Here is a 21,040-nt window from a genome sequence, read left to right on the forward strand (position 1 = left end):
CCTCCCCGCAAACGCGCCTGTGAGGGATCGGGATCCGGCCCGCGCGCCCGGCCCCCCCCCACACGACGGACGCCCGTCCTGGGCGCGGTCCCTGAAGCCCCGTACGTATGCGGTCTCTCGCCGATGGCCCGCCTGGTTGGATGGCGGTATGAACGGTACTCAATCCATAGATGCCCCATGGGGTGTGTCGGTCTTCGGCGCGGCAAGTGTCGACGCCGTGCCGGATGTCGCCCGACTGCGGGTGGCGATCAAGCAGATGAGACAGAAGCCGGGCGAGGCTTTCGAGGTCACCCGGACCGCGGTCAACCGGATCCGGGACGCGGTGCGCGGCCATGGGATCCCCGACGCCGCCGTGTCCACGTCGCGTCTCAATCTGGAGTCCTCCTGGACGTATGGCAACGAGCGCACGTTCCGCGGCTACGAGTGCACCGCGTCCTTCGTGGTCGAACTGCGTGAACTCGACATCCTGGAGACCGTTCTGGTCGACATCGTGGAGGCCGGGGCCAACCAGGTCGACGGTGTCGAGTTCGATGTGAGTACGAAGAAGGAACTGCGCGCCCAGGCCCGCACGGCCGCCGTGGCCGCCGCACGCGAGAAGGCGGTGCTCTACACGGAGGCCGCGGGTGTCCGGCTCGGTCCGGTGATCCACATCAAGGACGTGGATTCCGAGCAGATGTGGAACTCCCATCACGGTCACGGTCACGGCCGAGGAGGCGGGGGCGACGGCGAGGGCGATCTGGCCCCCGGCAAGGTCAGTGTCTCCGCGGGCGTGCTCGTCGGGTTCTCGATCATCGGCGACTGACCGGCGCGCCGTAGGCCTTGCCTGCAGGCTGTTTGTCCCGCCGGTGACGGGTCCGGTCGCTGCCATGGCCGTCGGTGGCGTCGCAGCGACCGGTCTCCGTGGGGTTCGGACTCCGTGAGGGGCGGACTTCCCCGGTCAGGTGAAGTCAGGTCCGGGTTCAGGTCGGGTTCAGCTCGGCCTTGCAGTCGCGGATCATGTCCAGGTGGCCCTCCACCACGGGACGAGCCACCCGGGCCGCCGCCTTGACCTGCGCGTTGCTCCCTGTGTCGATCTCGTGGTCGATCAGCTTGAGTGTCGCCACGTGCCCCTTGTCCTCGGTGGTGAGCCAGGCGCTGTCGTACCCGCTCGTGCCGGCCTTCGCCTGCACGGCGGCCAGTGCCTGCTTCTGCTCCTCGGAGGGCGCGGCGGGCAGAGCGACGCCGAGTTTGCCCGCCAGTGCCTTGACGTCGGCGTCCAGCTTCTTGTGGTCGCGAACCAGCGTGGCGCCGACCGTCTTCACGCATGTCGCCTTGGCGTTCTTGCCCGCGTCCTCTCCCGCCTGGATCTCCGCCAGGTTCCCCTGATGAATCTCCTTCAGAAAAGGCGCGTCGTCGGCGGCCCTGGCCGCCGCGAACGCGGAAGGCGCGGATATGCCGGCCAGCGCTGCCAGCGTCGCGGCAGCGGCGATGCGTCGCACAGCAATCATCAGCGTTGCTCCCTTCGCCCGGCCTGGGACGCACACAGCTCGTGTCAGACCGGTCGATGAACGGGCACGCGTGTCGGTGTCCGATGGTCATGCCTTCCCTCGCCACGCCGTGTGCTCACAACATCACCACATTCATCACGCGAATGGCCGTCATATCCGGTCCTGCACTCATCGCTCGGACTTGCCTTTTCACCCGTTTGGCGCGTTTGGGTACCATTGGTCCGGAGTCTGAAGCGCGAGGGATCCACAGTGGACAGTTATGACGTCAGCTATGACTTCATCGTCGTGGGCGGAGGGACGGCCGGCTGCGTACTGGCCGCCCGGCTGTCGGAGGACGCGGACTCGCGGGTGCTCCTGCTGGAGGCCGGTGCCCGTCGGCCGCCGGAGACCGTGCCGTCCGCCTGGCCGAGCCTCCAGGGGACACCGGCGGACTGGGCGGGCACGTCCGTCGTGCAGCGCGCGACCGGGACGGCCATTCCCTGGCCGCGCGGGCGCGGGCTCGGTGGATCCTCCGCCATCAACGGAATGTGCTTCATCCGTGGTCACCGTTCGAGCTATGACGCGTGGGCCGCGGCCGGTGCCAAGGGCTGGGGCTTCGACGAGTTGCTCCCGTATCTGATGCGCGCCGAGGACACCCGGGACATCGAGCGGCGCGATCCCGCTGTCCGGGGAGTGGGCGGACCGCTGACGGTGGCGCCGGCGGCCGTACGCCATCCTGTCGCGTACGCGGGCCTGGCGGCGACGGCCGAGCTGGGTTGTCCGACCGTGGACGACATCGGCGCCGGACTGGAGGAGGGGTTCGGCTGGGCGGATCTGAATGTCGTCGACGGCCGGCGCCAGAGTTCCGCCGACGCCTATCTCACGCCGGTGCTGGGCCGCCCGAACCTCGATGTGGTGACCGGCGCGTCGGCACACCGTGTTCTGGTGCGGAACGGGCGGTGCGAAGGCGTGGAGTACGGCGTGGACGGCGGGATGTTCACGGCGGGATGCCGGGGAGAGGTCGTACTCGCCGCGGGTACGGTGGGCTCCGCGCAGCTGCTGATGCTGTCCGGCATCGGTCCGCGCGCACATCTGCGCCAGGTGGGGGTCGAGGTCGTCCTCGATCTTCCCGGGGTCGGGGCGAATCTCCAGGACCACCCCAGGTCCACCGTCGTCTACCGCCCGGCGCGGCACATACCGCCCGGTGTCAACAATCACGCCGAGGTGATCGGCCTGATACGCGGCGATCCCGCCCGGGACAAGCCGGATCTCCAGTTCCAGGTCATGGAGATCCCGTACTACGCCCCCGCTCTGCCGCCCCGGCTGCCCGATCCCGGCCAGGGCGTCACCGTCGCCTTCTCGGCGGTGACACCGCACAGCCGTGGCACCGTCCGGCTGGCCGGCGCGGAGCCCGGGACACCGCCCCGCCTCGACCCGGACTACTACGCCGACCCGCGCGACCTGGCGGGAATGGCCGCCGGACTGCGCTTCGCCCGCGAGATCGGGCGCGCCCGCGCCCTTGATCCATGGCGCGACGAGGAGGTGCTGCCGGGCCCCGATGTGCGTGACGACGACAGCGAGAGCGTGCGCGCCTATCTGTACCGGAGCCTGCGGACGTACTCGCACCAGGTGGGCACCTGCCGGATCGGTACGGACGGGATGGCCGTCGTCGACACCGAGCTGCGGGTGCACGGCATCGGCGGACTGCGGGTCGCCGACGCCTCCGTGATGCCCACCATCGTCTCCGCGAATACGGTCGCCACCGTCTACGCGATCGCCGAACGGGCGGCGGATCTGCTGCGTTCCCCGCCCCGGCCCCCGGCCGTGCGGCCCGTACCCGCCGCACCCCCGCCGCCGTCGCCCGGTGTGTAGCCCCGCCGCCTTCGGTGGGAGCGAGCGGCGGCGGGGTCCGTACACGGTCCGGTACACGGTCTGTTCGGGTCAGCCGTCCAGGGCCGCCGAGACGACGCCCTTGGCCTCCTCCTGCACCCGGCCGAGATGGTCGGCGCCGAGGAAGGACTCGGCGTAGATCTTGTAGACGTCCTCGGTGCCCGAGGGGCGGGCCGCGAACCACGCGTTCTCGGTGATCACCTTGATGCCGCCGATGGGCGCGCCGTTGCCCGGCGCCTCGGTGAGCACGGTGGTGACCGGTTCGCCCGCGAGGGTGTCCGCCGTGACCTGCTCGGGCGAGAGCCGGGCCAGTACGGACTTCTCCGCCGGGGTGGCGGGCGCGTCGATACGGGCGTACGCGGGCGCCCCGAAGCGGGTGGTGAGCGTGGCGTAGTGCTCGGAGGGCGTCCTGCCGGTGACCGCGAGGATCTCGGAGGCCAGCAGGGCCAGGATGATGCCGTCCTTGTCGGTGGTCCACACCGAACCGTCGCGCCGCAGGAAGGACGCGCCGGCCGACTCCTCCCCGCCGAAGCCGAGCGACCCGTCGGCCAGCCCGGCCACGAACCACTTGAAGCCGACGGGCACTTCGACCAGCTCACGCCCGAGATCCGCGGCGACGCGGTCGATCATCCCGGACGACACCAGCGTCTTGCCGATGCCCGCCGTGGCGGGCCACCGGTCCCGGTGGGCGTAGAGATACCCGATGGCGGCGGCGAGATAGTGGTTGGGGTTCATCAGCCCGGCGTCCGGGGTGACGATGCCGTGCCGGTCGGCGTCGGCGTCGTTGCCGGTGGCGATCCCGTACTCGTCGCGCCGGTCGATCAGCGAGGCCATCGCGTACGGCGACGAGCAGTCCATCCGGATCTTGCCGTCCCAGTCCAGTGTCATGAACCGCCAGGTGGGATCGGCCAGCGGATTGACCACCGTCAGATCGAGCCGGTGCTGCTCGGCGATCCGGCCCCAGTACGCGACCGACGCGCCGCCCAGCGGATCCGCGCCGATCCGCACCCCGGCGGCGCGCACCGCGTCCAGGTCCAGCACGGCGGGCAGATCCGTCACATAGGTGCCGAGGAAGTCGTACCGTCCGGTGCCCGGCGCGGCCTGGGCACGGACGTACGGGATCCGCCGTACGTCCTTCAGCCCGCCCGCGATGATCTCGTTGGCCCGGTCCTGGATCCAGCCGGTCGCCTCGGAGCCGGCCGGGCCGCCGCTCGGCGGGTTGTACTTGAAGCCGCCGTCCGCGGGGGGATTGTGCGACGGCGTGACCACCACACCGTCCGCGAGCCCCGCGGTACGCCCCCGGTTGTGGGCCAGGACGGCGTGCGACACCGCAGGGGTGGGGGTGTAGCCGTCGGCGCTGTCGATGAGCACGGTCACGTCATTGGCGGCGAACACCTCGATGGCGCTCACCCGGGCCGGTTCGGACAGTGCGTGGGTGTCCGCGCCCAGGAAGAGCGGCCCGGTGACGCCCTGACCGGCCCGGTACTCACAGATCGCCTGGCTGGTCGCGACGATGTGGTCCTCGTTGAACGCGGTGGCGAGGGACGAGCCGCGGTGTCCGGAGGTCCCGAACGCGACGCGCTGGGCGGGCTCGCCCGGGTCCGGGTGCAGCGCGTAGTACGCGGTCACCAGCCGGGCGACATCGATGAGATCCTCCGGCCGGGCCGGCTGTCCCGCTCGTTCGTGCGGCATCTGCCCACTCCTCCAGGTCGGTTGCTGCGATCGGTTCGCGGTCCTATTTTCCCGGGCCGCCGCCGCGCGTGGCGGGTGCCCCGCCGCGGGGACGTTCCTGCCGGGCCGGTCGCGGACCGGGCACGCCAAGGGCGGTGCCACCGAGCCGATGGCACCGCCCTCACCGTGTGTCACGGTGTCCGCTTCAGCAGCTGAGATCGCCGCCCGTCTCCACCCCGAGGATCTGGGTGAAACTCGTGTAGCGGTCGATCCGGCTCTGCACCTGGGCGGGGTTCCCGCCGTTGCATTCGATACTTCCGTTGATGCTGCGAATGGTCTCGCCGAATCCCGCGCCGTTCACGATGGCATGGTGGGGAGTCATGGTTCCGGGACCGCTCTGGGTGTTCCAGTACCAGAGACCGGTTTTCCACGCCACGGCGGAGTCGTTCTGCACGAGATCGGGATTGTTGAGCAGATCGATGCCCAACGCGTCCCCCGCCGCCTTGTAGTTGAAATTCCAGCTCAGCTGAATGGGCCCGCGGCCGTAGTACTTGGCCTGGCCCGCCGGGCAGCCGTAGGGCTGCGACGCGTCGCAGTAGTGCGGATAGTTCGCCGTGTTCTGTTCCACCACATGGACCAGTCCGCCGGTCTCATGGCCGACATTCGCCAGGAAGGCCGCCGCTTCCTGCTTCTTCACGGTGTCGCTGCCCGTGCCCGCGAAGCCCGGATAGGCGCTCAGCGCGGCGGTCAGTCCGCCGTACGTGTAGAACGGATTCCGGTTCGGGAACATCTGGTTGAACTGGGCCTCGTTGACGACGAAATCGGCCGTCGGCGCTGTTTCGGCGACCGATGAGGGCGCCAGGGCGAGCAGGGAGAGAGCGGCGGCCGAGGCGGTCGCGGTGAGCGCTCCGAGCAGACGTGTACGCAGGGGATCTCCTTCCTCAGCCGCCGATGTTGACGTCGACGCAGGCGTAGAACGCGTTGGTGGTGTCGGAGATGTTCCACACCGCCAGCACCTTCTGCCGGCCCGTCAGGCCACCGAAGTCCACCTGGTGGCTGACCGTGGCACCGGGCTGCGCCCCGTTGTCGTTGAACTCGGCGATCCGCCGGCCACCGGCGAAGTACTGCCAGGTGCTGGTGGCATGACCATGTCGGCCGACGTGTCCTCGTCAAGGGTGTTGCGCGAAAGACCAGTTGAGGCCCGTGTGAGGTGACGGAGGGTCACAGGGGCGTGTGTGGAGGGAGCGTGGATGTGCGGGGAGGCGCGTGAAAGGCCGGGGCGCGCCGGATGAAGTCCTGAGCCCGCCTTTTCCTGATGAACCCTATAAAATGCCGACATTTATCGGGCCAGGACGAGGCCGGCACCCTCGGGGGGACCGTATGACGTCGCGGAGCGAGCGGAGCGGCAGCGAGCGGAGCGCCACGGACACGGAAGCGCCGGGGAACCTTCCGGAGGCCGACGGGCTCCAGCGGCTGGGGGAGTGGTGCGCGCGGCGCTTCGCCGTCGTCCTCGTACTCTGGCTGGTCGCGCTCGGCGGGGTGCACGCGCTCCAGGGAGCCTTCGGCGGCACCTACTCCGACAACTTCTCGCTCCCCGGCACACAGTCGGACGACGGCGCGCGGGTGCTCGCCCGGCACGCTCCCGGCACGGGCGGTATCGGCGGCCAGGTCGTCCTGCACGACACACGGAGGCCCCTCACCGCCGTACGGAGCCGGATCGACCGGACCGTCGCCTCGCTCCGGACACTTCCGCATGTCATCTCCGTGGTGAGCCCGCTGCCGGCGACGCCCTCGGCACCGCCCACGGGCGCGCTGACCGCCGACGCGAGGACCGGATTCATCACCGTGGGGTTCGACGCCATTCCCACCTCGTTCGGCGCCGCCTATCTCCAGGAGGTCGACCGGGCGGTCGAGCCGCTGCGCGCCGCCGGGGTGCGCGTCGAGTACGGCGGCCCGCTCGGGGAACTCGCCCGGCCCCTGCCGACGGATCTGCACAGTGAGGTCATCGGGTTCGCGGTGGCGGTCACCGTCCTGCTCCTCGGATTCGGCAGTGTCATCGCCGCGGGCGTCCCCCTGCTCACCGCCCTGATCGGCGTCGCCGTGGGGCTGGGCTGTCTGGGACTGATCGCCGCCGTGTCCACCTTCGCCAGTGTCTCGCCCACCCTGGCCACGATGACCGGACTGGGCGTCGGGATCGACTACGCGCTGTTCCTGATCACCCGTCACCGCCAGCAGCTCATGGACGGCGCGGATCCGGCGACGGCGGCCGGTCTGGCGGTCGCCACCAGTGGCCGGGCCGTGGTGGTCTCGGGATGCACCGTCATCGTCGCCCTGGCGGGGCTGTACGTCTCGCAGGTCAGCTTTATCGGCAAGCTGGGTGTGGCCGCCGCCGTCACGGTCGTCACCGCCGTCCTCGGCGCGATCACCCTCGTACCCGCCCTGCTCGGACTCGCCGGCCGCCGTATCGACCGCTACCACGTCAGAAAGCCTGTCGCGGAGGGCCTTCCGGCCCCGCGCGCGGGCGGTGCGCGGCAGCCGCGCGAGCGGCGGTCCGCCGAGGCGCGGGGCGGCTGGCACCGCTACGCCCAGCGGGTCGAGCGCCGTCCCTGGTGGTTCCTGCTGGCCGGGCTCGTCGCCGTGGGCGTACTCGCGGTCCCCGTCCTCTCCATCCGCCTCGGCCATATCGACGACGGCGCCGACCCCAGGAGTTTCACCGACCGGCGCGCGTACGACCTCGTCACCGAGGGCTTCGGGCCGGGCGCCAACGGTCCGTTCCTCCTTGTCGTCGACCGGAGCCGGGTGCCGCCCGCCGGGCGTCCCGCGCTGGCGGCCGGCCTCGCGAGGGCGCTCGCCGATGTCCCGGGCGCGGCCGGTGTCAGCCCTCTCCGGCCCACCGAGGACGGTCAGGTGCTGACCGCGACGGTGGTCTCCGCGACCTCGCCGCAGTCCGCGGGGACCTCCGCGCTCTTCACCCGGCTGAAGGACGAGGTCCTGCCCCGGGGTGTCTCCGGCACCGCCGCCCGGACCTATGTCACGGGCGCGACCGCCGCCGCGGAGGACTTCCTCGGCATCATCAGGGCGCGGCTCCCGCTGATCATCGGTGTGGTGGTCGCCCTGGCGTTCCTCATCATCCTGACCGTGTTCCGCGGGTTGCTGGTGGCGCTCAAGGCCGCCGTGCTCAATCTCCTGTCGATCGCCGCGTCGTACGGAGTGGTGGTCGCCGTCTTCCAATGGGGGTGGGGAGGGCCCTCGCTGGGGGTCTCGGGGACGGTGCCGATCGAGAGTTATGTGCCGATGATGATGTTCGCCATCGTCTTCGGACTGAGCATGGACTACGAGGTCTTCCTGCTCGCCCGGGTCCATGAGGCCTGGCTGCTCACCGGTGACAGCAGAGCGGCGGTCGCGCACGGTCTGGAGATCACGGCGCGGGTGATCACCTGCGCCGCGCTGATCATGGCCAGCGTCTTCGCCGCCTTCGTCCTCAGCGACAACATCGTGGTCAAGATGCTGGGCCTCGGACTGGCCGTCAGCGTGCTCATCGACGCCACGATCGTCCGGCTGCTGCTGGTCCCGGCGACGATGACACTGCTCGGCGCACGCGCCTGGTGGCTGCCCCGCCGGCTGGACCGGATCCTGCCCCGTATCGGTACGCCCCATGTGGTCGGGCGCCGCGCGGACACGCCCCGCGCGGAGACGAGGGACCGGCATGACCGGGCCGTTGCCGGGGGCCGCCACCGGTCCCGGAACCGATACCGGGATGGCGGGAACCAGCCATGACACCTCTGCGTCCCGGCAGTTGGTGTGATCACTTCCGGTCGGATCACGCCGCTCAGATCACCTGTACGGCCTGGGTTCGACCACTCCCATGCCGTCGAGACCCACACCCTTCTGGAACGAGCCGAAAGAGAAACATGCGATACCGCACCAGAGTGACGGCCCCGGCGGCCGCGCTCCTCGGCACAGCAGCAGCTCTGACCCTCTCCCCGGCCGCGCGGGCGCAGAGCGCCGACGGCCGTGGCGCACGGGGTGCCGGACACGGGGGGACCCCGGGCGGTGACAGTCTGGACGACCCCGTCTACCCCGTACTCGGCAACACCGGATACCGCGTCTCCGCCTATCTGCTGGACTTCACCTACCGCGCCGACACCAAGCTCGTCGACGCGAGCGTGACCGTCACCGCGCGCGCCACCCAGGATCTCTCCCGCTTCTCCCTCGACGCGGTCGGTTTCGTGGTCCACCGGGTATGGGTGGGCGGCCGGGAGGCGGCCTTCGAGCAGCTGGCCGAGAAGCTGGTGGTCACCCCGAGGTCCTGGGTGGCGAACCACGACACGTTCACCGTACGGGTCGACTACACCGCCGACCCGCGCAAGATCCAGGCGCCGTACAACGGCTGGGTGCCCACCCCCGACGGCTTCGCCGTGGCGGGACAGCCGGACCTGGCGCGCACGGTCTTCCCGTGCAACGACCATCCCAGCGACAAGGCCGACTTCACCTTCCGTATCACCGCGCCCGACGGACTGACGGCCGTCGCGACCGGTTCGCTGGTCTCCACCAGGAAGGCCCACGGCACCACCACCGTCACCTACCGCTCACGTGACCCGCTCGCCACCGAGCTGATCCAGGTCACCGTGGGCGACTACCAGGTGGTCGAACGGCAGGGCCCGAGCGGGCTGCGGCTGCGCGATGTCGTACCGACCGCGCGCGCGGCGGCACTTGAGCCCGCGCTCGCCCTGACGCCTCATCAGCTCGGCTGGCTGGAGCAGCGGCTGGGCGCCTTCCCGTTCGAGACGTACGGCATCCTGCCGGCCAACACCGACGATCCCGCCGCCTTCGACTTCACCGGTCTGGAGACCCAGACCCTCACCATCTACAAGCCGAACTTCCTTCTCCAGACGGAGAATCTGATCGGCTCGCACATGATGCACGAGCTGGTCCACAACTGGTTCGGCAATCTCGTCTCACCCGCCACCTGGGCCGACCTCTGGCTCAACGAAGGGCACGCGGACTACTACGGGCTGCTCTACCGCTACGAGCGCGGCTGGCCCGACTCGATCGGCCTGACCAGCATGGAAGCCCGGATGAAGGACATCTACTCCCGGGGCGACCAGTGGCGCCAGGACGCCGGTCCCGTCGCCGTGCCGACCGCCGCCAACCTCTTCCACAGCCAGCGCTACACGGGCGGTGTGCTCGTTCTCTACGCGCTGTGGACCCTGGTCGGCGAGGAGGCCTTCAGCCGTATCGAGCACGCCTTCCTCGACCGGTACCGCAACTCCAGCGCCTCCACGGAGCAGTACATCGCCGTGGCGTCCGAGGTGTCGGGGCAGGATCTGACCGGCTTCCTCACCGAGTGGCTGTACGGCACGAAGACCCCGCGGATGCCCGGCCACCCGGACTGGACGGTCACCCCGCCGAGCGGCTCCACCGCGCGCCGGCAGTTGCTGCCCGTCTCCCCGAAGGACCTCGGGAGCGCGACGCTCGGTCAGTAGGAACCAGGGCCGCGCCTCTCCCGGAAGGCCCCTGGACACCGTGCCGTTCGCGGTACCGGTACCCGTACCCGCTGGTGCCACGCAGCCACGGGTACGGGTACCGCGTGTCTACTGGTACCGCGAACGCACGCCGACATGATGGTGGCCGGCCGCGACCGATTCGAGGACCGGCCGCCAGTCCTCCATGATTCCCGCGTCCAGTCCGACGGCCCTGCCCTCGTCGTCGGCCCTGCGCAGCCGCACCGCGTCCTCGGCCAACGGGTCCTGGACGAAGGCCTCCACCTCCGCCCGGGTCATCGCCCCGCCCTGGAGCCGCAGCGTCCGCGCGCCCTGCTCCGAGAGCGTGTGCCACGGTTCCATCGCGGCCAGATAGCGCTTGGCGGGCACATGGAGCCGTACGAGCCGCGCCACCCGGTCGCCGAGCAGCGGGCGTACGGCGTCGGCGCCCCGGTCCCCGTGCCCCGCGTCGTCCCCGGGCAGCAGCAGATGGCCCAGGTCGTGGACCAGACCGGCGATCTGGAGCTCCTTGTCGGCGGGGTGCCTGCGGCGCAGCAGGGCGGCCGTCTGGAGGGCGTGGTCATGGAGATCGACGGGGCCGCCGCTGCGGTCGGGGGTGTCCCAGACGCCCCGGCACGCGTGCAGGAGATCCATCAGCTCATCGACCGAGTTCGCAGCCATGCCGGCCCTTTCTCGTCCTGAAATGTCTGCCGTCGCCCTGCCGAGGAGATCATGGAGGGATGAACGGGCCGGCGGACGGAGCGTTGAACACGTGGCGAACAAAAGCCGTCCGCCCGAGGCTCGTCGGGCGCGCGGAACTCCGCAAAGACGAGGACATTTGTTCTCGTTTTCCCTGTCCGCGGAGGTCGTGGTAAGGCACGCTGGGAGCATGAACGCTGCCAGACATGCCGGCGAACGGCTGATGACATGGCCAGGTCTCAGCGGCGGCCGGGCCTATTGCGGCACAGATCCGTGTGTACGCACGGATACACAGGAAATAGTTCATTTCCATGGTGAGAACGAAGCAGATGTTCATCTCACCAACGCCATGATCGCCAAGCTTCGTCCGGCGCTCAAGAGGTCCACCGCGCTTCGGCTGCGGGCCGGCTGCGGCTGGGTCACCGTACGGCTCGACACCGGGGCGGACATCGATCTCCTGGTCACCCTGGTCAGCGCCGCGCTCCAGGCGGTCGCCGGGCTGCCCGGGGACGACGGCACGGGTGTGGTGAGCGATCCCTGCACCCGGCAGCGCGCTTACGCCCGCATCCGCTGATGTCCGGTCCGGGCGGTGGCGCTGTCCGTGCGGCACTGCGGATGCGGGATCGCCGGACAGCGGTGAAGGTGGACATGAACCGTTCTGAGCGAGGAGCCGAACATGTCGATGCTCGACAAGCTGAAGGGCCTCATCAAGGGGCATGAGGGCACGGTCCGCCAGGGGGTGGAGAAGGCGGGCGACGCGTTCGACAGAAAGACGGGGAACAAATACAAGGGGCAGGTCGACACCGCCCAGAAGAAGATCAACGAGCAGCTCGGCACCAACGAGCCGCCGCGCCGGCCCCACGACGACCGGCCGCCGACCACCTGAGTCATCCGCTGTGAAGGCGCCTTGCCGTGCGAGGAGTTGCACGGAGAGGCGCCTCATGTATGGCGGGCGCTCCGCTTCCCGGTGCTCTCGTTCCGCTTCCCGGTCCTTTCGAGAGCGGCCCGTACCATCGCCGCCGCGAAGACGGCGGGATCGGTGTGATCGGCCAGCCGCGCCAACGCCTCGGGCTCATCGGGCAGTCCGCGCCGCCGCGCGCCCTGGAGGGTCTTCTCGTCCAGATACGGGGCGACCTCCGGCCAGACCCCCTGGACCTCGCGGAGGAAGATGTCCGCCCCCACGGGACCGAGCCCGGGAATCTCCCGCAGCAGCGCCCGCAGCGCGCCGGTGTCCGCGCCCGCCGCCTCGCGCAGCCCGCGCAGATCGCCGTGGTACTTGTCGAGCAGCAGCTCGGCGCCCACCCCGAGCTGGGTCGCGGTGCGTTCGTCGTAGCGGCGGTAGCCGCCCCGGCCCAGCGCGTCCACCCGCTCCTGCCAGGTGGCGTCCGCCATCCGGCGCGCGTCGCGGAGACCGGCCTCCGAGAGGGCGCGGGAACTCGCGACCGCGGTGTCGCTGCGGATGCGCGCGCTCAGCAGACAGGCCAGGACGAGCAGTTGGTAGAGCGGCTGGGGAGTGTTCCGCAGATGGATACCCGCTTGAGCGGCGTACGTACGGCCATGGGTGGCGAGCAGCTTCCGTACGGTCTCGCGATCGCTGGTTTCCGGCACGGCGCACCTCCTCCGTCCGGCTGACATCGCCGTATCGGCTCCGGCTCTTCCATTGTGGCGCGGTCCGACGGCGGTCGCACATGTGCGCGCACCGAACCGGAAGCGCTTTCTGTCCGTGTCTCTTTATGACATGAGCACGACCGTTTCTACGGAGGGTTCAACCCGCAATGAACAGAACGGTGTTACCCCTGCGCGCCTCCCGCGCGATCGCCGTCATCGCCCTCGCGCTCGCCACTGTCCTCGGCGCCCCCGCCGTGTCCTTCGGCTCCTCGGGGCTCCCGGACCGTGCCGCCGCCACCACCCCGGTGGTCACCTGGGGCGCCAGCGCCGACCGGATGGACGCCGCCGTCCCCGACCAGACCCATCGGATCGTCGTGCGTACCAGCGCGGGCGGCAGCGGTCTGCGCGTCCGGCTCTCCAACGCCTTCGGCGAGCAGCCGGTGACCTTCGGCCGCGCCTACGCCGGGGTACGGGGGTCCGGCGCCGCCGTGGCCGCCGGTACCAACCGCGCGCTGTCCTTCGGCGGCGCCGCCTCCGTCACCGTCGCGCCGGGCGGTTCCGTCTACAGCGATCCGCTGCCGGGCACCGTGGCCCCGCAGTCCGATCTCGCCGTCAGCGTGTATGTGCGGAACGCGGCCGGTACGGCCACCGGCCACCGGATGGGGCTCCAGACCTCCTACATCGCACCCGCCGGAAATCACGCGGCCGAGGAGTCCGCCGCCGCCTTCACCCAGCAGACGGGTTTCCGCTTCTATCTGGACGCGGTCGTGGTCGACGCCCCGAGCGGCACGGGAGCCGTCGTGGCACTCGGCGACTCGATCACCGACGGCGCCATCTCGACCGCGAACGCCAATCGCCGCTGGCCCGACTTCCTGGCGGGACGGCTCCGAAACGATGCCGGGAGCACGCTCAAGGGCGTCGCCAACGAGGGGATCTCCGGCAACAAGGTCCTCTCGGACGGCGCCGGGGTGAGCGCGCTGAAGCGGCTGGACCGTGATGTGCTGTCACAGCGCGGGCTGCGTACGGTGATCCTGCTCGAAGGCGTCAACGACATCAAGGCCACGCCCCCGCCCACGGCGGCCCAGCTGATCGACGGATACCGCCGGATCATCGAGCGCAGCCATGCCGCCGGGGTCTGTGTGGCCGGAGCCACCGTCATGCCGTACGAGGGTTGGTACGAGTGGAACGCGGGCGGTGAGGCCATTCGCCAGGAGGTCAACGCCTTCATCCGGGGCAGCGGCGCCTTCGACGCGGTCGTGGACTTCGACGCGGCGGTCAAGGACCCCGCGGCCCCGGCGAAGATCCTGCCCGCGTACGACAGCGGGGACCGTCTGCACCCGAACGACGCGGGGATGAAGGCCATGGCCGACGCCATCGATCTGCGAAGCCTGCGCTGTTCCAGGTAACGCCCTTGCCGCGCCGGGGGGTTGACGCTCCCGCTCACCCCCTGGCGCCGCACCCGCGGGGACGAGGCACGGGGACCGAGGGGGCCGGGAGACCGGGGGACGAGGCGGCCGGGGGCCGGGGGCTGGGGCCGAGGGGCGAGGGGCGCACTCACCCGAGCAGCCGCAGCGACGTGGCGGATCTGCCCACCCGGACCGTCTGTCCCCAGGTCAGCTCCAGGGCGTCGCTCTCCATACCGTCCCCGAAGGCGACCAGCCGGTCGGCCTCGACGGTGATCCGGAGCCGTTCCGTGGCGGTCAGCACCCCTTCCACCAGCGAGGTGCCGGTGACCGGGGAGGGCCAGGCCTCCCGTACGTACCAGATCAGCCGGGGTTCGGCGGGCCCCGGGAGCGGGGGCCCGCCGCCGCGCTCGCGCCGCAGCGAGCCCAGCCAGCCGGTGGCGCCCGTGCCGGTGCCGACCAGAACCCCGGACGACGCCTGGGACTCGGCCGGGGCGTTCTCCTCGTCGGGACCGAGCTGGTAGCGGGCCGTCCGGTGGTCCGGCCGCCCGAGGTAGATCTCGTTGAGCGCGAGCAGGCGCTGCGCGTCGTCGGTGACGGCCTCCGCCATGGTCAGCTCGTCGACGGAGCCCCCGCCGGCGGTGGCCGCCCGCAGCAGCGCGGGCGCGTCGGCGGCCCGATGGCGCACCAGCACACCGGGATTGCGTCCCGGGTCCGTGTCGATCCCCACCACCGGCTGGCCCGACAGATACTTGGCGGCGTTGGCGACCAGACCGTCCTGCCCCACCACGACCACCACATCCTCGGGCGCGAAGAGAAACCGGTCCAGATCCGCGCGCTCCACCCGGGCCTGCCGCCAGCGCGGCGGTACCGCCGCCGCCACCTCGGCCAGCGCCCGGCGCGCCCGGCGGTGCCGCTCCGCCACCTCCTCGACGGACCGGCCGCGCGAGGAGAGGAAGAAGGCGGCCTGGCCATGGGTGCCGTGCCGGGCGAGCAGCTCCTCGTACTCACTGGTGCGGTGGACCAGCACCGCGCGGGGCGCGAGGCTCACGCCCCGTCCCCGCTCGGCCGGCCCAGCCTGGCCAGCAGACCGGTGAGCACATCGGGGGAGAGGGTGACGCTCTCGACACGCGGCAGATTCTCCGCGAGCCGTGTGGCGGCCAGGGCGTGCAGGGTGGCGGCGTCCACCTCGGCGTGCACCCGCAGCCAGGCGGACTGGGCGGCGGCCCGTGCCTCGCCGGTCTCCCGCTCGGCCTCGGCCTTGGCCCTGGCCAGCCGTACGGTGCGCAGCGCCTCCGCCTCCGCCCGTACCGCGTCCGCGGCGGCGCTCTCCTCGGCCTCACGACGGGCGTTGGTGCCGTGCTGCTCGACCAACCGCTCCTCCCTGCGGGCCAGTTCGATCCGGCTCGCGAGTTCGTTCTCGGCGATGGTCCGCTCGCGCTCGACGGCCACGGCTCTGCGCTCATAGGTGGCCCGGTCCGCCTCCTGCTGGATCTGCTCCCTGGCGGGGGTGCGCAGCGCGCGCTCCACCTCGGGCTCGGGGCGGACGGCGACGACCCGTACCGCCACCACCTCGATCCCGGTGGCGGGCAGCCGCGGTTCCGCGCCGAGCCCCTCGGAGATCCGCTCGCGCACCGCCGCGACCCCGTCCGCCAGGGCCGCCGAGAGGACCGTACGGGCCAGCACGTCGAGCGCGTGCTGCTGGGCGGTCTCGGTGAGCAGGGTGGCGATCTGCTCCAGCGGCGCGCCCCGCCAGATCCCGCTGTCCGGGTCGATGGAGAAGTCGATACGGGCGGCGGCGACGGCCGGATCGCTGATCCGGTAGGTCACGGTGGACTGCACGGTGACGTCCTGGAAGTCGGCCGTACGCGCGTGGAAGGCCATCGCCAGCTCGCGGTCGTCGACGGGGACTTCGGAGAGCGCGGCGGTCAGCGCCCGGAACCAGAAACTCAGTCCTGGCCCGTCGTGCACGAGCCGGCCGCGCCGGTGGTGGCGGACATGGGCGGTCGGCGCGGAGCGGAGATGGCGCCGGCCGAGACGGCGGGTGATGTCGGCCATGGAAGGGTCCCCCTCTTTCTCTTTCCCTCGTCCCTTTTCGTCATGGGGACGATATCGAGATCCCCTGATTATCGTCAAGGTGACATAAGGGGGACGGGTGCGTCGGGGCGACCCGTACGGCCCAGCAACGCTGCCCCCTCGCGTGCCCCTCCGCCGAGAGTGGAGTCGTACGTCCGTACTCCCCGGCACGCCTGACGCCCCCACACCCCGGAGCCCGCCATGACCTGTGTGAACCGACGCGACCTCGGACTGCTCACCCTGCGGCTCGGCGTCGGAGCCGTGCTCGCCGCGCACGGCGGCCAGAAGCTCTTCGGCTGGTTCGGCGGCGCGGGGATCGGCGGGACCGCGCAGGGGATGGAGGCCATGGGCTACAAGCCCGGCAGGCCGAGCGCGATCGCCTCCGGACTCGCCGAGGCCGGAGGCGGTCTGCTGCTGGCCCTGGGGCTGGCCACCCCGGCGGCCGGGGCGGCGGCGGCCGCCGGTATGGCGGGCGCGTCGGCGGTGCACTTTCCCAACGGCTTCTTCGGCCAGTCCGGCGGATTCGAGTTTCCGGGCCTTCTCGGCTGGACCGCGGCCTCCGTCGGTCTCATGGGCGCCGGCCGCTACTCGCTGGACCATGTCACCTGTCACCGGTTCGACCAGCGGTGGATGGTCCCCGTCGCCTTCGCGGCCAGCGCCGCGGGGGCGGCGCTGGTCATCGGGAAGCGCGCCAGGGACATGGCGGCGGCTGCCCGGGAGAGTGACGAGGACGCGCCCGCCGGGCGGTGAGGGGCAGCGAGAAGGGGCGGTGGCCGCCGCCCTGGCCACCGCCCCTCCACCGGGGAGGACGCGTCACCTCACGACGACGCGTCCCCGCCCGGGTCTCCGCGGTTACGGAGTGATGCGGAAGGCGTCGATCATGCCGACCGCTGTGCTCCTGTTGACGATCCTGATGGTGTGCGAGCCCCGGGAGAGCCCGGATTTCTGCCAGACGGTCTGCTGGGCCTGCCGGGCGCCGGTGATTCTCAGATCGACCGTCGCCTGGAAGGCGTTGTCCAGATAGACGTCCACCGTGCCCATGTCACCGTTGCGTTCGGAGAGGTACTGGATCCCGGTGCCGGTGAAGGTGTACTGCGCCGTCGCCCCCACCGTGTTGCTGTGGTGGGTGTCGTCGTTGTAGTCGCCGTAGCCGCGGTTGGTCGTCAGGTACCAGTTGCTGTCGTAGGTCACCGCCGTGTTGTTGACCATCGGGTTCGCGGTCGAGCCGAGGCCGAGCGTGGAGTTGGTGTTCGCCAGGGACTTCGCGTCCTGGTTGGCCGTCCCGGTGAGCCGGGTGGAGGTGTACGAGCTGAGCGGCTTGGCCGTGCGCTCGACGACGTACACGGTGTTGGCCGAGGTGCTGAGCGCGAACTCGGCGGCGCTCGTGGTCAGTACGGTCGCGTTGTCGGAGACCCGGCGGACGCGGACCTGCTGCGTACCCCACGGGTTCACGATCCGGGTGCTGTTGCCGTACTGGCTCTTCAGCCCCACGTACTTGATCTCGCCCGCCTCGCGCTCCGAGCTGACGAGGAAGCCGCCCTTGGCCAGCAGACTGAACTTGCCGACGAACGAGGAGTCCGAGGGCACGGCGGGGAAGACCCGGATCTTGTCGTTGTACGACTGGAGCAGCGACTCGTTCGTCGCCGTCAGATGCACCCCGAGATACTCGAAGACACCGTTGGTGTTGGCCGTCAGACCGTTGGGATAGTTCTGGTACTGGCGCAGCATGGTCTTCATGCCCTGGAACGTCTGGTCCCCGAGACCGAGCCTGGCGGCCTGGACCGCGTCGTTCGCCCATACGTTGCCGTACGGGAACGGCCGGGCGTTCCAGGTGTTGATGGCCTTCTGCTGGTCGGGGTAGCCGATCCCGGTGAGGTCGTACGGCCAGATCAGCTCGGCGGCCACGTTCTCGTTGTTGCGTGTCTGCGCGATCGGGGGAGTGTGCGGCAGATACACGTTCGCGTCCGACGGATACGCGATCAGGTTGTCCACGATCCGCTGCCACTGCGGACGCAGATCGGCGTCCAGGCCCAGATCGGCGCCGGTCTGGATGGCCAGCGGGAACAGGGTGCGTACGGCGGCCAGGTCGGTGATGGCGTTGGGCACGTTCCAGTAGGTCTCGTGCGAATTCGACGTGGCCACGTAGTACTTGCCGGTGCCGCTGTCGTACGAGAGCTTCGCCGCGTAGAACTTGGCGACCTCACGCATGAACGGATAGGCCGTGTTCCGCAGATAGTTGGTGTCGTTGGTGTACTTGGCCTGGAGATACATGTTGTACGCGGCTTCGGCGCCGGTCGACCAGATGTTCTTGGTGTAGTCGCTGTTGACCGTGCCCCGGGCGTTGCCGTCCCAGCCCATGGTCTCCGGTACCCAGATCCCGTCCACGTTGTATCTGGTCCGGGTGTACGCCTTGAGGGCGTCGAAGTTGCGGCTGTACAGCTTGTTGAACCCGCTGAACAGATCGGCGTGGTTGGAGGCCAGGAACGAGTTGTAGACGTCCCGTTGGTTCCAGTACCAGTACGAGTTGCTCCACTTCGTCGCGTCCCCGGTGGCCCGGAAGGTGCCGTTGATGAAGTGGAACGGATAGTTCGCGTAGCCGCCGGCGGCGATCATGTACGTGCTGAGGTAGTAGACGTTCTCCATGTAGTCCGCTTCACGGGACCCGTTGGAGTACTGCACGAACGACTTCTCCCAGAACGCGTGCCACCAGTTGCGGTAGTTGTTCAGGGTGGTCGTGTAGCCCGTGCCCTTCACCGAGTTCAGCGCGTTCTTGGCCTGGGTGACCGAGTTGTTGCCGGGGGCGTTGACCCGGCTGCTCGCGGTGAACCAGATCGTATAGCTGCTGGACGGTGTGATCGTCAGCCGTACCTTGCGGCCGTCGACGACCTGCGCGGAGTACGCGGCGCCTTCCACGGTCGCGGCCAGGGTGTAACCGAAGTTCTGCGGATCGGCCTGGCCCCGGCTCAGCCCCGCGCCGGTGGAGTCGGCGTAGGTGGACACCGTCTTCCAGGTGTCGAGATTGGGCACATCACCGCTGTTCCCGAGCTGGCTCACATCCCACAGGCTCAGCTCCAGAGCGATGCTGGACACCCCGCTCCGTGTGTCGTCCACATGGATGCCCATCACCTCGGAGTTCGGGGAACCCATGACGGTGACGGTCCGGTTGTTGTCGTACTTGGTGGTGAGTGTCCCGTCGTACAGCGAGAGACGCTGCTGGTAGGTGGAGTACCCACTGTCCATCGCCGGGGTGGTGGCCAGATTGAGCAGTCCGCCGCCGAACGCGGTCTGCTGGGAGGTGTCGACCCCGGACACCTGCATGGACAGACCGTTGTTCTGCCATGCCATGGCACCGATACGGCCGTTGCCGACGGTCAGTCCGTAATCGGGGTTGGTGTTGGGCCGGTTGTAGACGATGTCGTGCTTGGAGAGATAGCTGGCGTAGTCGACGTTCAGCGCTCCGGTCGCGTTGTTGAACGCGGCGTCGGTGGTCGACGCGGACGCCGAACCGCCGGCGAGCCCGCTCAGCAGACAGCCGACAGCGAGGACGAATGCGACTATTCGGTTGGGTCTCATCGTGTGTCACTCCCACGAGTGGCGAGGGGGTGCCGAATGGCAGGGGGGCGTACGGGTTCGCTATGGCCCGGGAAACACCTGATCGGCACGGTGCTCCAGGAAGCAGCAAGGTGACATGTTCGCAACATGCAGTGAACATCGGAGGTTTCGGGCCGTCAAGTAGCCGCGCAGAACTATTCCGCCGTCCTGTGCAACACATTGATCGGATCTCCATGGATACGTCTGCTGCGGATGGCGCCGCTGAGCTCACGGGGGCGGTCTTGGCGGCGCGCTGCGGCCACTTGCGCGGCCATGTGCGCCCACCGGGTGGTACGAGCGGCGGCCACGCGCTTACATGCGGATACGGGACGAGGACGGGCCCGCCGTCGGCGATGCCGTCGTGGGATTCCCGAGGAGGGCCATGGCAGACGACCACGGACCGCCGGAGCGCGACGCTGCCGCACAGGAGGACCGGACGCACGGCTTCGCACGGCACGAGAGCCCGGAGCGGCGGGCGGACCGCCAGTGGGGCGAGATGCTCCAGGAAGTGCGGGTGGCGCAGACGGGAGCGCAGATCCTGTTCGGCTTTCTGCTCAGCGTCGCCTTCACACCGCGTTTCGCGCGGCTGGGCTGGTTCGACAAGAACCTCTATGTGGTCACCGTGGTGTTCGGGGCGCTGGCCACCGGAGCGCTGATCGCCCCGGTCTCCGTACACCGCATGCTGGCCGGGCACAGACGCAAGCCCCAGCTCGTCCGTACGACAGGGCGGCTGCTCGGGACCGGTATCGCCCTGCTCTTCGCCGCCATCGCCTGCGCGGTGCTCCTGCTGCTCCGGGTCGCACTGGGATCCGGCTACGCCTGGGCCGTCGCGGCCGTCGTCCTGGTGTGGTTCGCGTGCTGCTGGCTGGTCCTGCCGGTGGTTCTCAAACGCCGTCTGGAACGCGAGGGATGACGGAGGACCGGCCTCCGCGCGGGCAACCCCGGCGGCGGGGACGGCGTCATACGAGGGGCAGCACCACACGAGGGGGAGCCGCCATGGACGAGGAAGGAGGTGGTCGCCGTGAAGTGGTCGACCTTGGGCCTCTCGTTCGGATCTGGCTGGGCTCGCGTGCCCTGGCACCGCGCCTCGCCGCGTTGTCGTCGGTCGCCTACGCTCCGCGTGGGCTCCCTCCTCCGCCTTGCGATCCACGGC

General features: G+C 70.1%; 17 protein-coding genes and 1 pseudogene. 9 read left to right on the plus strand and 9 right to left on the minus strand.

The window, feature by feature from the left end:
* The first annotated feature begins 148 nt into the window (after window positions 1-148).
* A complete protein-coding gene (locus ACWGDX_RS18485; protein ID WP_453626782.1) occupies window positions 149-802 on the plus strand; it encodes an SIMPL domain-containing protein in 654 nt (217 codons plus the stop codon).
* A gap of 157 nt (window positions 803-959) precedes the next feature.
* On the opposite strand, the gene ACWGDX_RS18490 is transcribed toward ACWGDX_RS18485, so the two are convergent.
* The gene (locus ACWGDX_RS18490; RefSeq protein ID WP_453626784.1) at window positions 960-1,487 is read right to left on the minus strand and encodes a DUF4142 domain-containing protein; all 528 of its coding nucleotides are present in this window, start codon (window positions 1,485-1,487) and stop codon (window positions 960-962) included.
* 249 nt (window positions 1,488-1,736) lie between these two features.
* Between ACWGDX_RS18490 and ACWGDX_RS18495 the strand changes: the two genes are divergently transcribed.
* Window positions 1,737-3,338 carry a GMC family oxidoreductase gene (locus ACWGDX_RS18495; RefSeq protein ID WP_453626786.1) on the plus strand — a complete coding sequence of 534 codons (1,602 nt, stop codon included), beginning with the start codon at window positions 1,737-1,739 and terminating at the stop codon, window positions 3,336-3,338.
* A 69-nt stretch (window positions 3,339-3,407) separates the two neighbouring features.
* Here the strand turns inward: ACWGDX_RS18495 and pgm are convergent, their stop codons facing one another.
* The 3 genes and pseudogenes from pgm to ACWGDX_RS18510 form a co-directional block, all read right to left on the minus strand.
* Window positions 3,408-5,048: a phosphoglucomutase (alpha-D-glucose-1,6-bisphosphate-dependent) gene (gene pgm / locus ACWGDX_RS18500; protein WP_453626788.1), complete on the minus strand. Its 1,641-nt coding sequence runs from the start codon at window positions 5,046-5,048 to the stop codon at window positions 3,408-3,410.
* A gap of 184 nt (window positions 5,049-5,232) precedes the next feature.
* Complete coding sequence (locus ACWGDX_RS18505; RefSeq protein ID WP_453626820.1) at window positions 5,233-5,955, minus strand: chitinase; 723 nt, start codon at window positions 5,953-5,955, stop codon at window positions 5,233-5,235.
* 13 nt (window positions 5,956-5,968) lie between these two features.
* Window positions 5,969-6,172: pseudogene (locus ACWGDX_RS18510) on the minus strand (lytic polysaccharide monooxygenase); the annotation flags it as partial.
* 235 nt (window positions 6,173-6,407) lie between these two features.
* On the opposite strand from ACWGDX_RS18510, the gene ACWGDX_RS18515 reads away from it, so the two are divergent.
* Together ACWGDX_RS18515 and ACWGDX_RS18520 are read left to right on the plus strand one after the other, a co-directional pair.
* Window positions 6,408-8,804 carry an MMPL family transporter gene (locus ACWGDX_RS18515; RefSeq protein ID WP_453626790.1) on the plus strand — a complete coding sequence of 799 codons (2,397 nt, stop codon included), beginning with the start codon at window positions 6,408-6,410 and terminating at the stop codon, window positions 8,802-8,804.
* 134 nt (window positions 8,805-8,938) lie between these two features.
* A complete protein-coding gene (locus ACWGDX_RS18520; protein WP_453626792.1) occupies window positions 8,939-10,513 on the plus strand; it encodes a M1 family metallopeptidase in 1,575 nt (524 codons plus the stop codon).
* A 108-nt stretch (window positions 10,514-10,621) separates the two neighbouring features.
* Here the strand turns inward: ACWGDX_RS18520 and ACWGDX_RS18525 are convergent, their stop codons facing one another.
* Complete coding sequence (locus ACWGDX_RS18525; RefSeq protein ID WP_453626793.1) at window positions 10,622-11,191, minus strand: inositol oxygenase family protein; 570 nt, start codon at window positions 11,189-11,191, stop codon at window positions 10,622-10,624.
* A gap of 241 nt (window positions 11,192-11,432) precedes the next feature.
* On the opposite strand from ACWGDX_RS18525, the gene ACWGDX_RS18530 reads away from it, so the two are divergent.
* The gene (locus ACWGDX_RS18530; RefSeq protein ID WP_453626822.1) at window positions 11,433-11,783 is read left to right on the plus strand and encodes a luciferase domain-containing protein; all 351 of its coding nucleotides are present in this window, start codon (window positions 11,433-11,435) and stop codon (window positions 11,781-11,783) included.
* A 102-nt stretch (window positions 11,784-11,885) separates the two neighbouring features.
* The gene (locus ACWGDX_RS18535; protein WP_363085377.1) at window positions 11,886-12,095 is read left to right on the plus strand and encodes an antitoxin; all 210 of its coding nucleotides are present in this window, start codon (window positions 11,886-11,888) and stop codon (window positions 12,093-12,095) included.
* Window positions 12,096-12,148: 53 nt separating this feature from the next.
* Here the strand turns inward: ACWGDX_RS18535 and ACWGDX_RS18540 are convergent, their stop codons facing one another.
* The gene (locus tag ACWGDX_RS18540; RefSeq protein WP_453626795.1) at window positions 12,149-12,844 is read right to left on the minus strand and encodes an endonuclease; all 696 of its coding nucleotides are present in this window, start codon (window positions 12,842-12,844) and stop codon (window positions 12,149-12,151) included.
* A 140-nt stretch (window positions 12,845-12,984) separates the two neighbouring features.
* On the opposite strand from ACWGDX_RS18540, the gene ACWGDX_RS18545 reads away from it, so the two are divergent.
* Window positions 12,985-14,223: an SGNH/GDSL hydrolase family protein gene (locus ACWGDX_RS18545; RefSeq protein ID WP_453626796.1), complete on the plus strand. Its 1,239-nt coding sequence runs from the start codon at window positions 12,985-12,987 to the stop codon at window positions 14,221-14,223.
* Window positions 14,224-14,371: 148 nt separating this feature from the next.
* Here the strand turns inward: ACWGDX_RS18545 and ACWGDX_RS18550 are convergent, their stop codons facing one another.
* Together ACWGDX_RS18550 and ACWGDX_RS18555 are read right to left on the minus strand one after the other, a co-directional pair.
* Window positions 14,372-15,271, minus strand: coding sequence for a hypothetical protein (locus tag ACWGDX_RS18550; protein ID WP_453626798.1), 900 nt, complete (start codon window positions 15,269-15,271; stop codon window positions 14,372-14,374).
* Window positions 15,268-16,278: an SPFH domain-containing protein gene (locus tag ACWGDX_RS18555; RefSeq protein WP_453626800.1), complete on the minus strand. Its 1,011-nt coding sequence runs from the start codon at window positions 16,276-16,278 to the stop codon at window positions 15,268-15,270. The genes ACWGDX_RS18550 and ACWGDX_RS18555 overlap by 4 nt, the downstream gene beginning before the upstream one ends.
* A gap of 219 nt (window positions 16,279-16,497) precedes the next feature.
* Between ACWGDX_RS18555 and ACWGDX_RS18560 the strand changes: the two genes are divergently transcribed.
* On the plus strand, window positions 16,498-17,046 hold the full coding sequence (locus ACWGDX_RS18560; RefSeq protein ID WP_453626802.1) for a DoxX family protein: 549 nt from the start codon (window positions 16,498-16,500) through the stop codon (window positions 17,044-17,046).
* Between the two features lie 102 nt (window positions 17,047-17,148).
* On the opposite strand, the gene ACWGDX_RS18565 is transcribed toward ACWGDX_RS18560, so the two are convergent.
* Window positions 17,149-19,869 carry a glycosyl hydrolase family 95 catalytic domain-containing protein gene (locus ACWGDX_RS18565; RefSeq protein ID WP_453626804.1) on the minus strand — a complete coding sequence of 907 codons (2,721 nt, stop codon included), beginning with the start codon at window positions 19,867-19,869 and terminating at the stop codon, window positions 17,149-17,151.
* A 400-nt stretch (window positions 19,870-20,269) separates the two neighbouring features.
* On the opposite strand from ACWGDX_RS18565, the gene ACWGDX_RS18570 reads away from it, so the two are divergent.
* Window positions 20,270-20,800 (plus strand): DUF6328 family protein, encoded by a 531-nt coding sequence (locus tag ACWGDX_RS18570; RefSeq protein ID WP_453626806.1) that lies wholly within the window; start codon window positions 20,270-20,272, stop codon window positions 20,798-20,800.
* Window positions 20,801-21,040 lie beyond the last annotated feature (240 nt).

It is taken from the genome of Streptomyces sp. NPDC055025 (assembly GCF_053608565.1).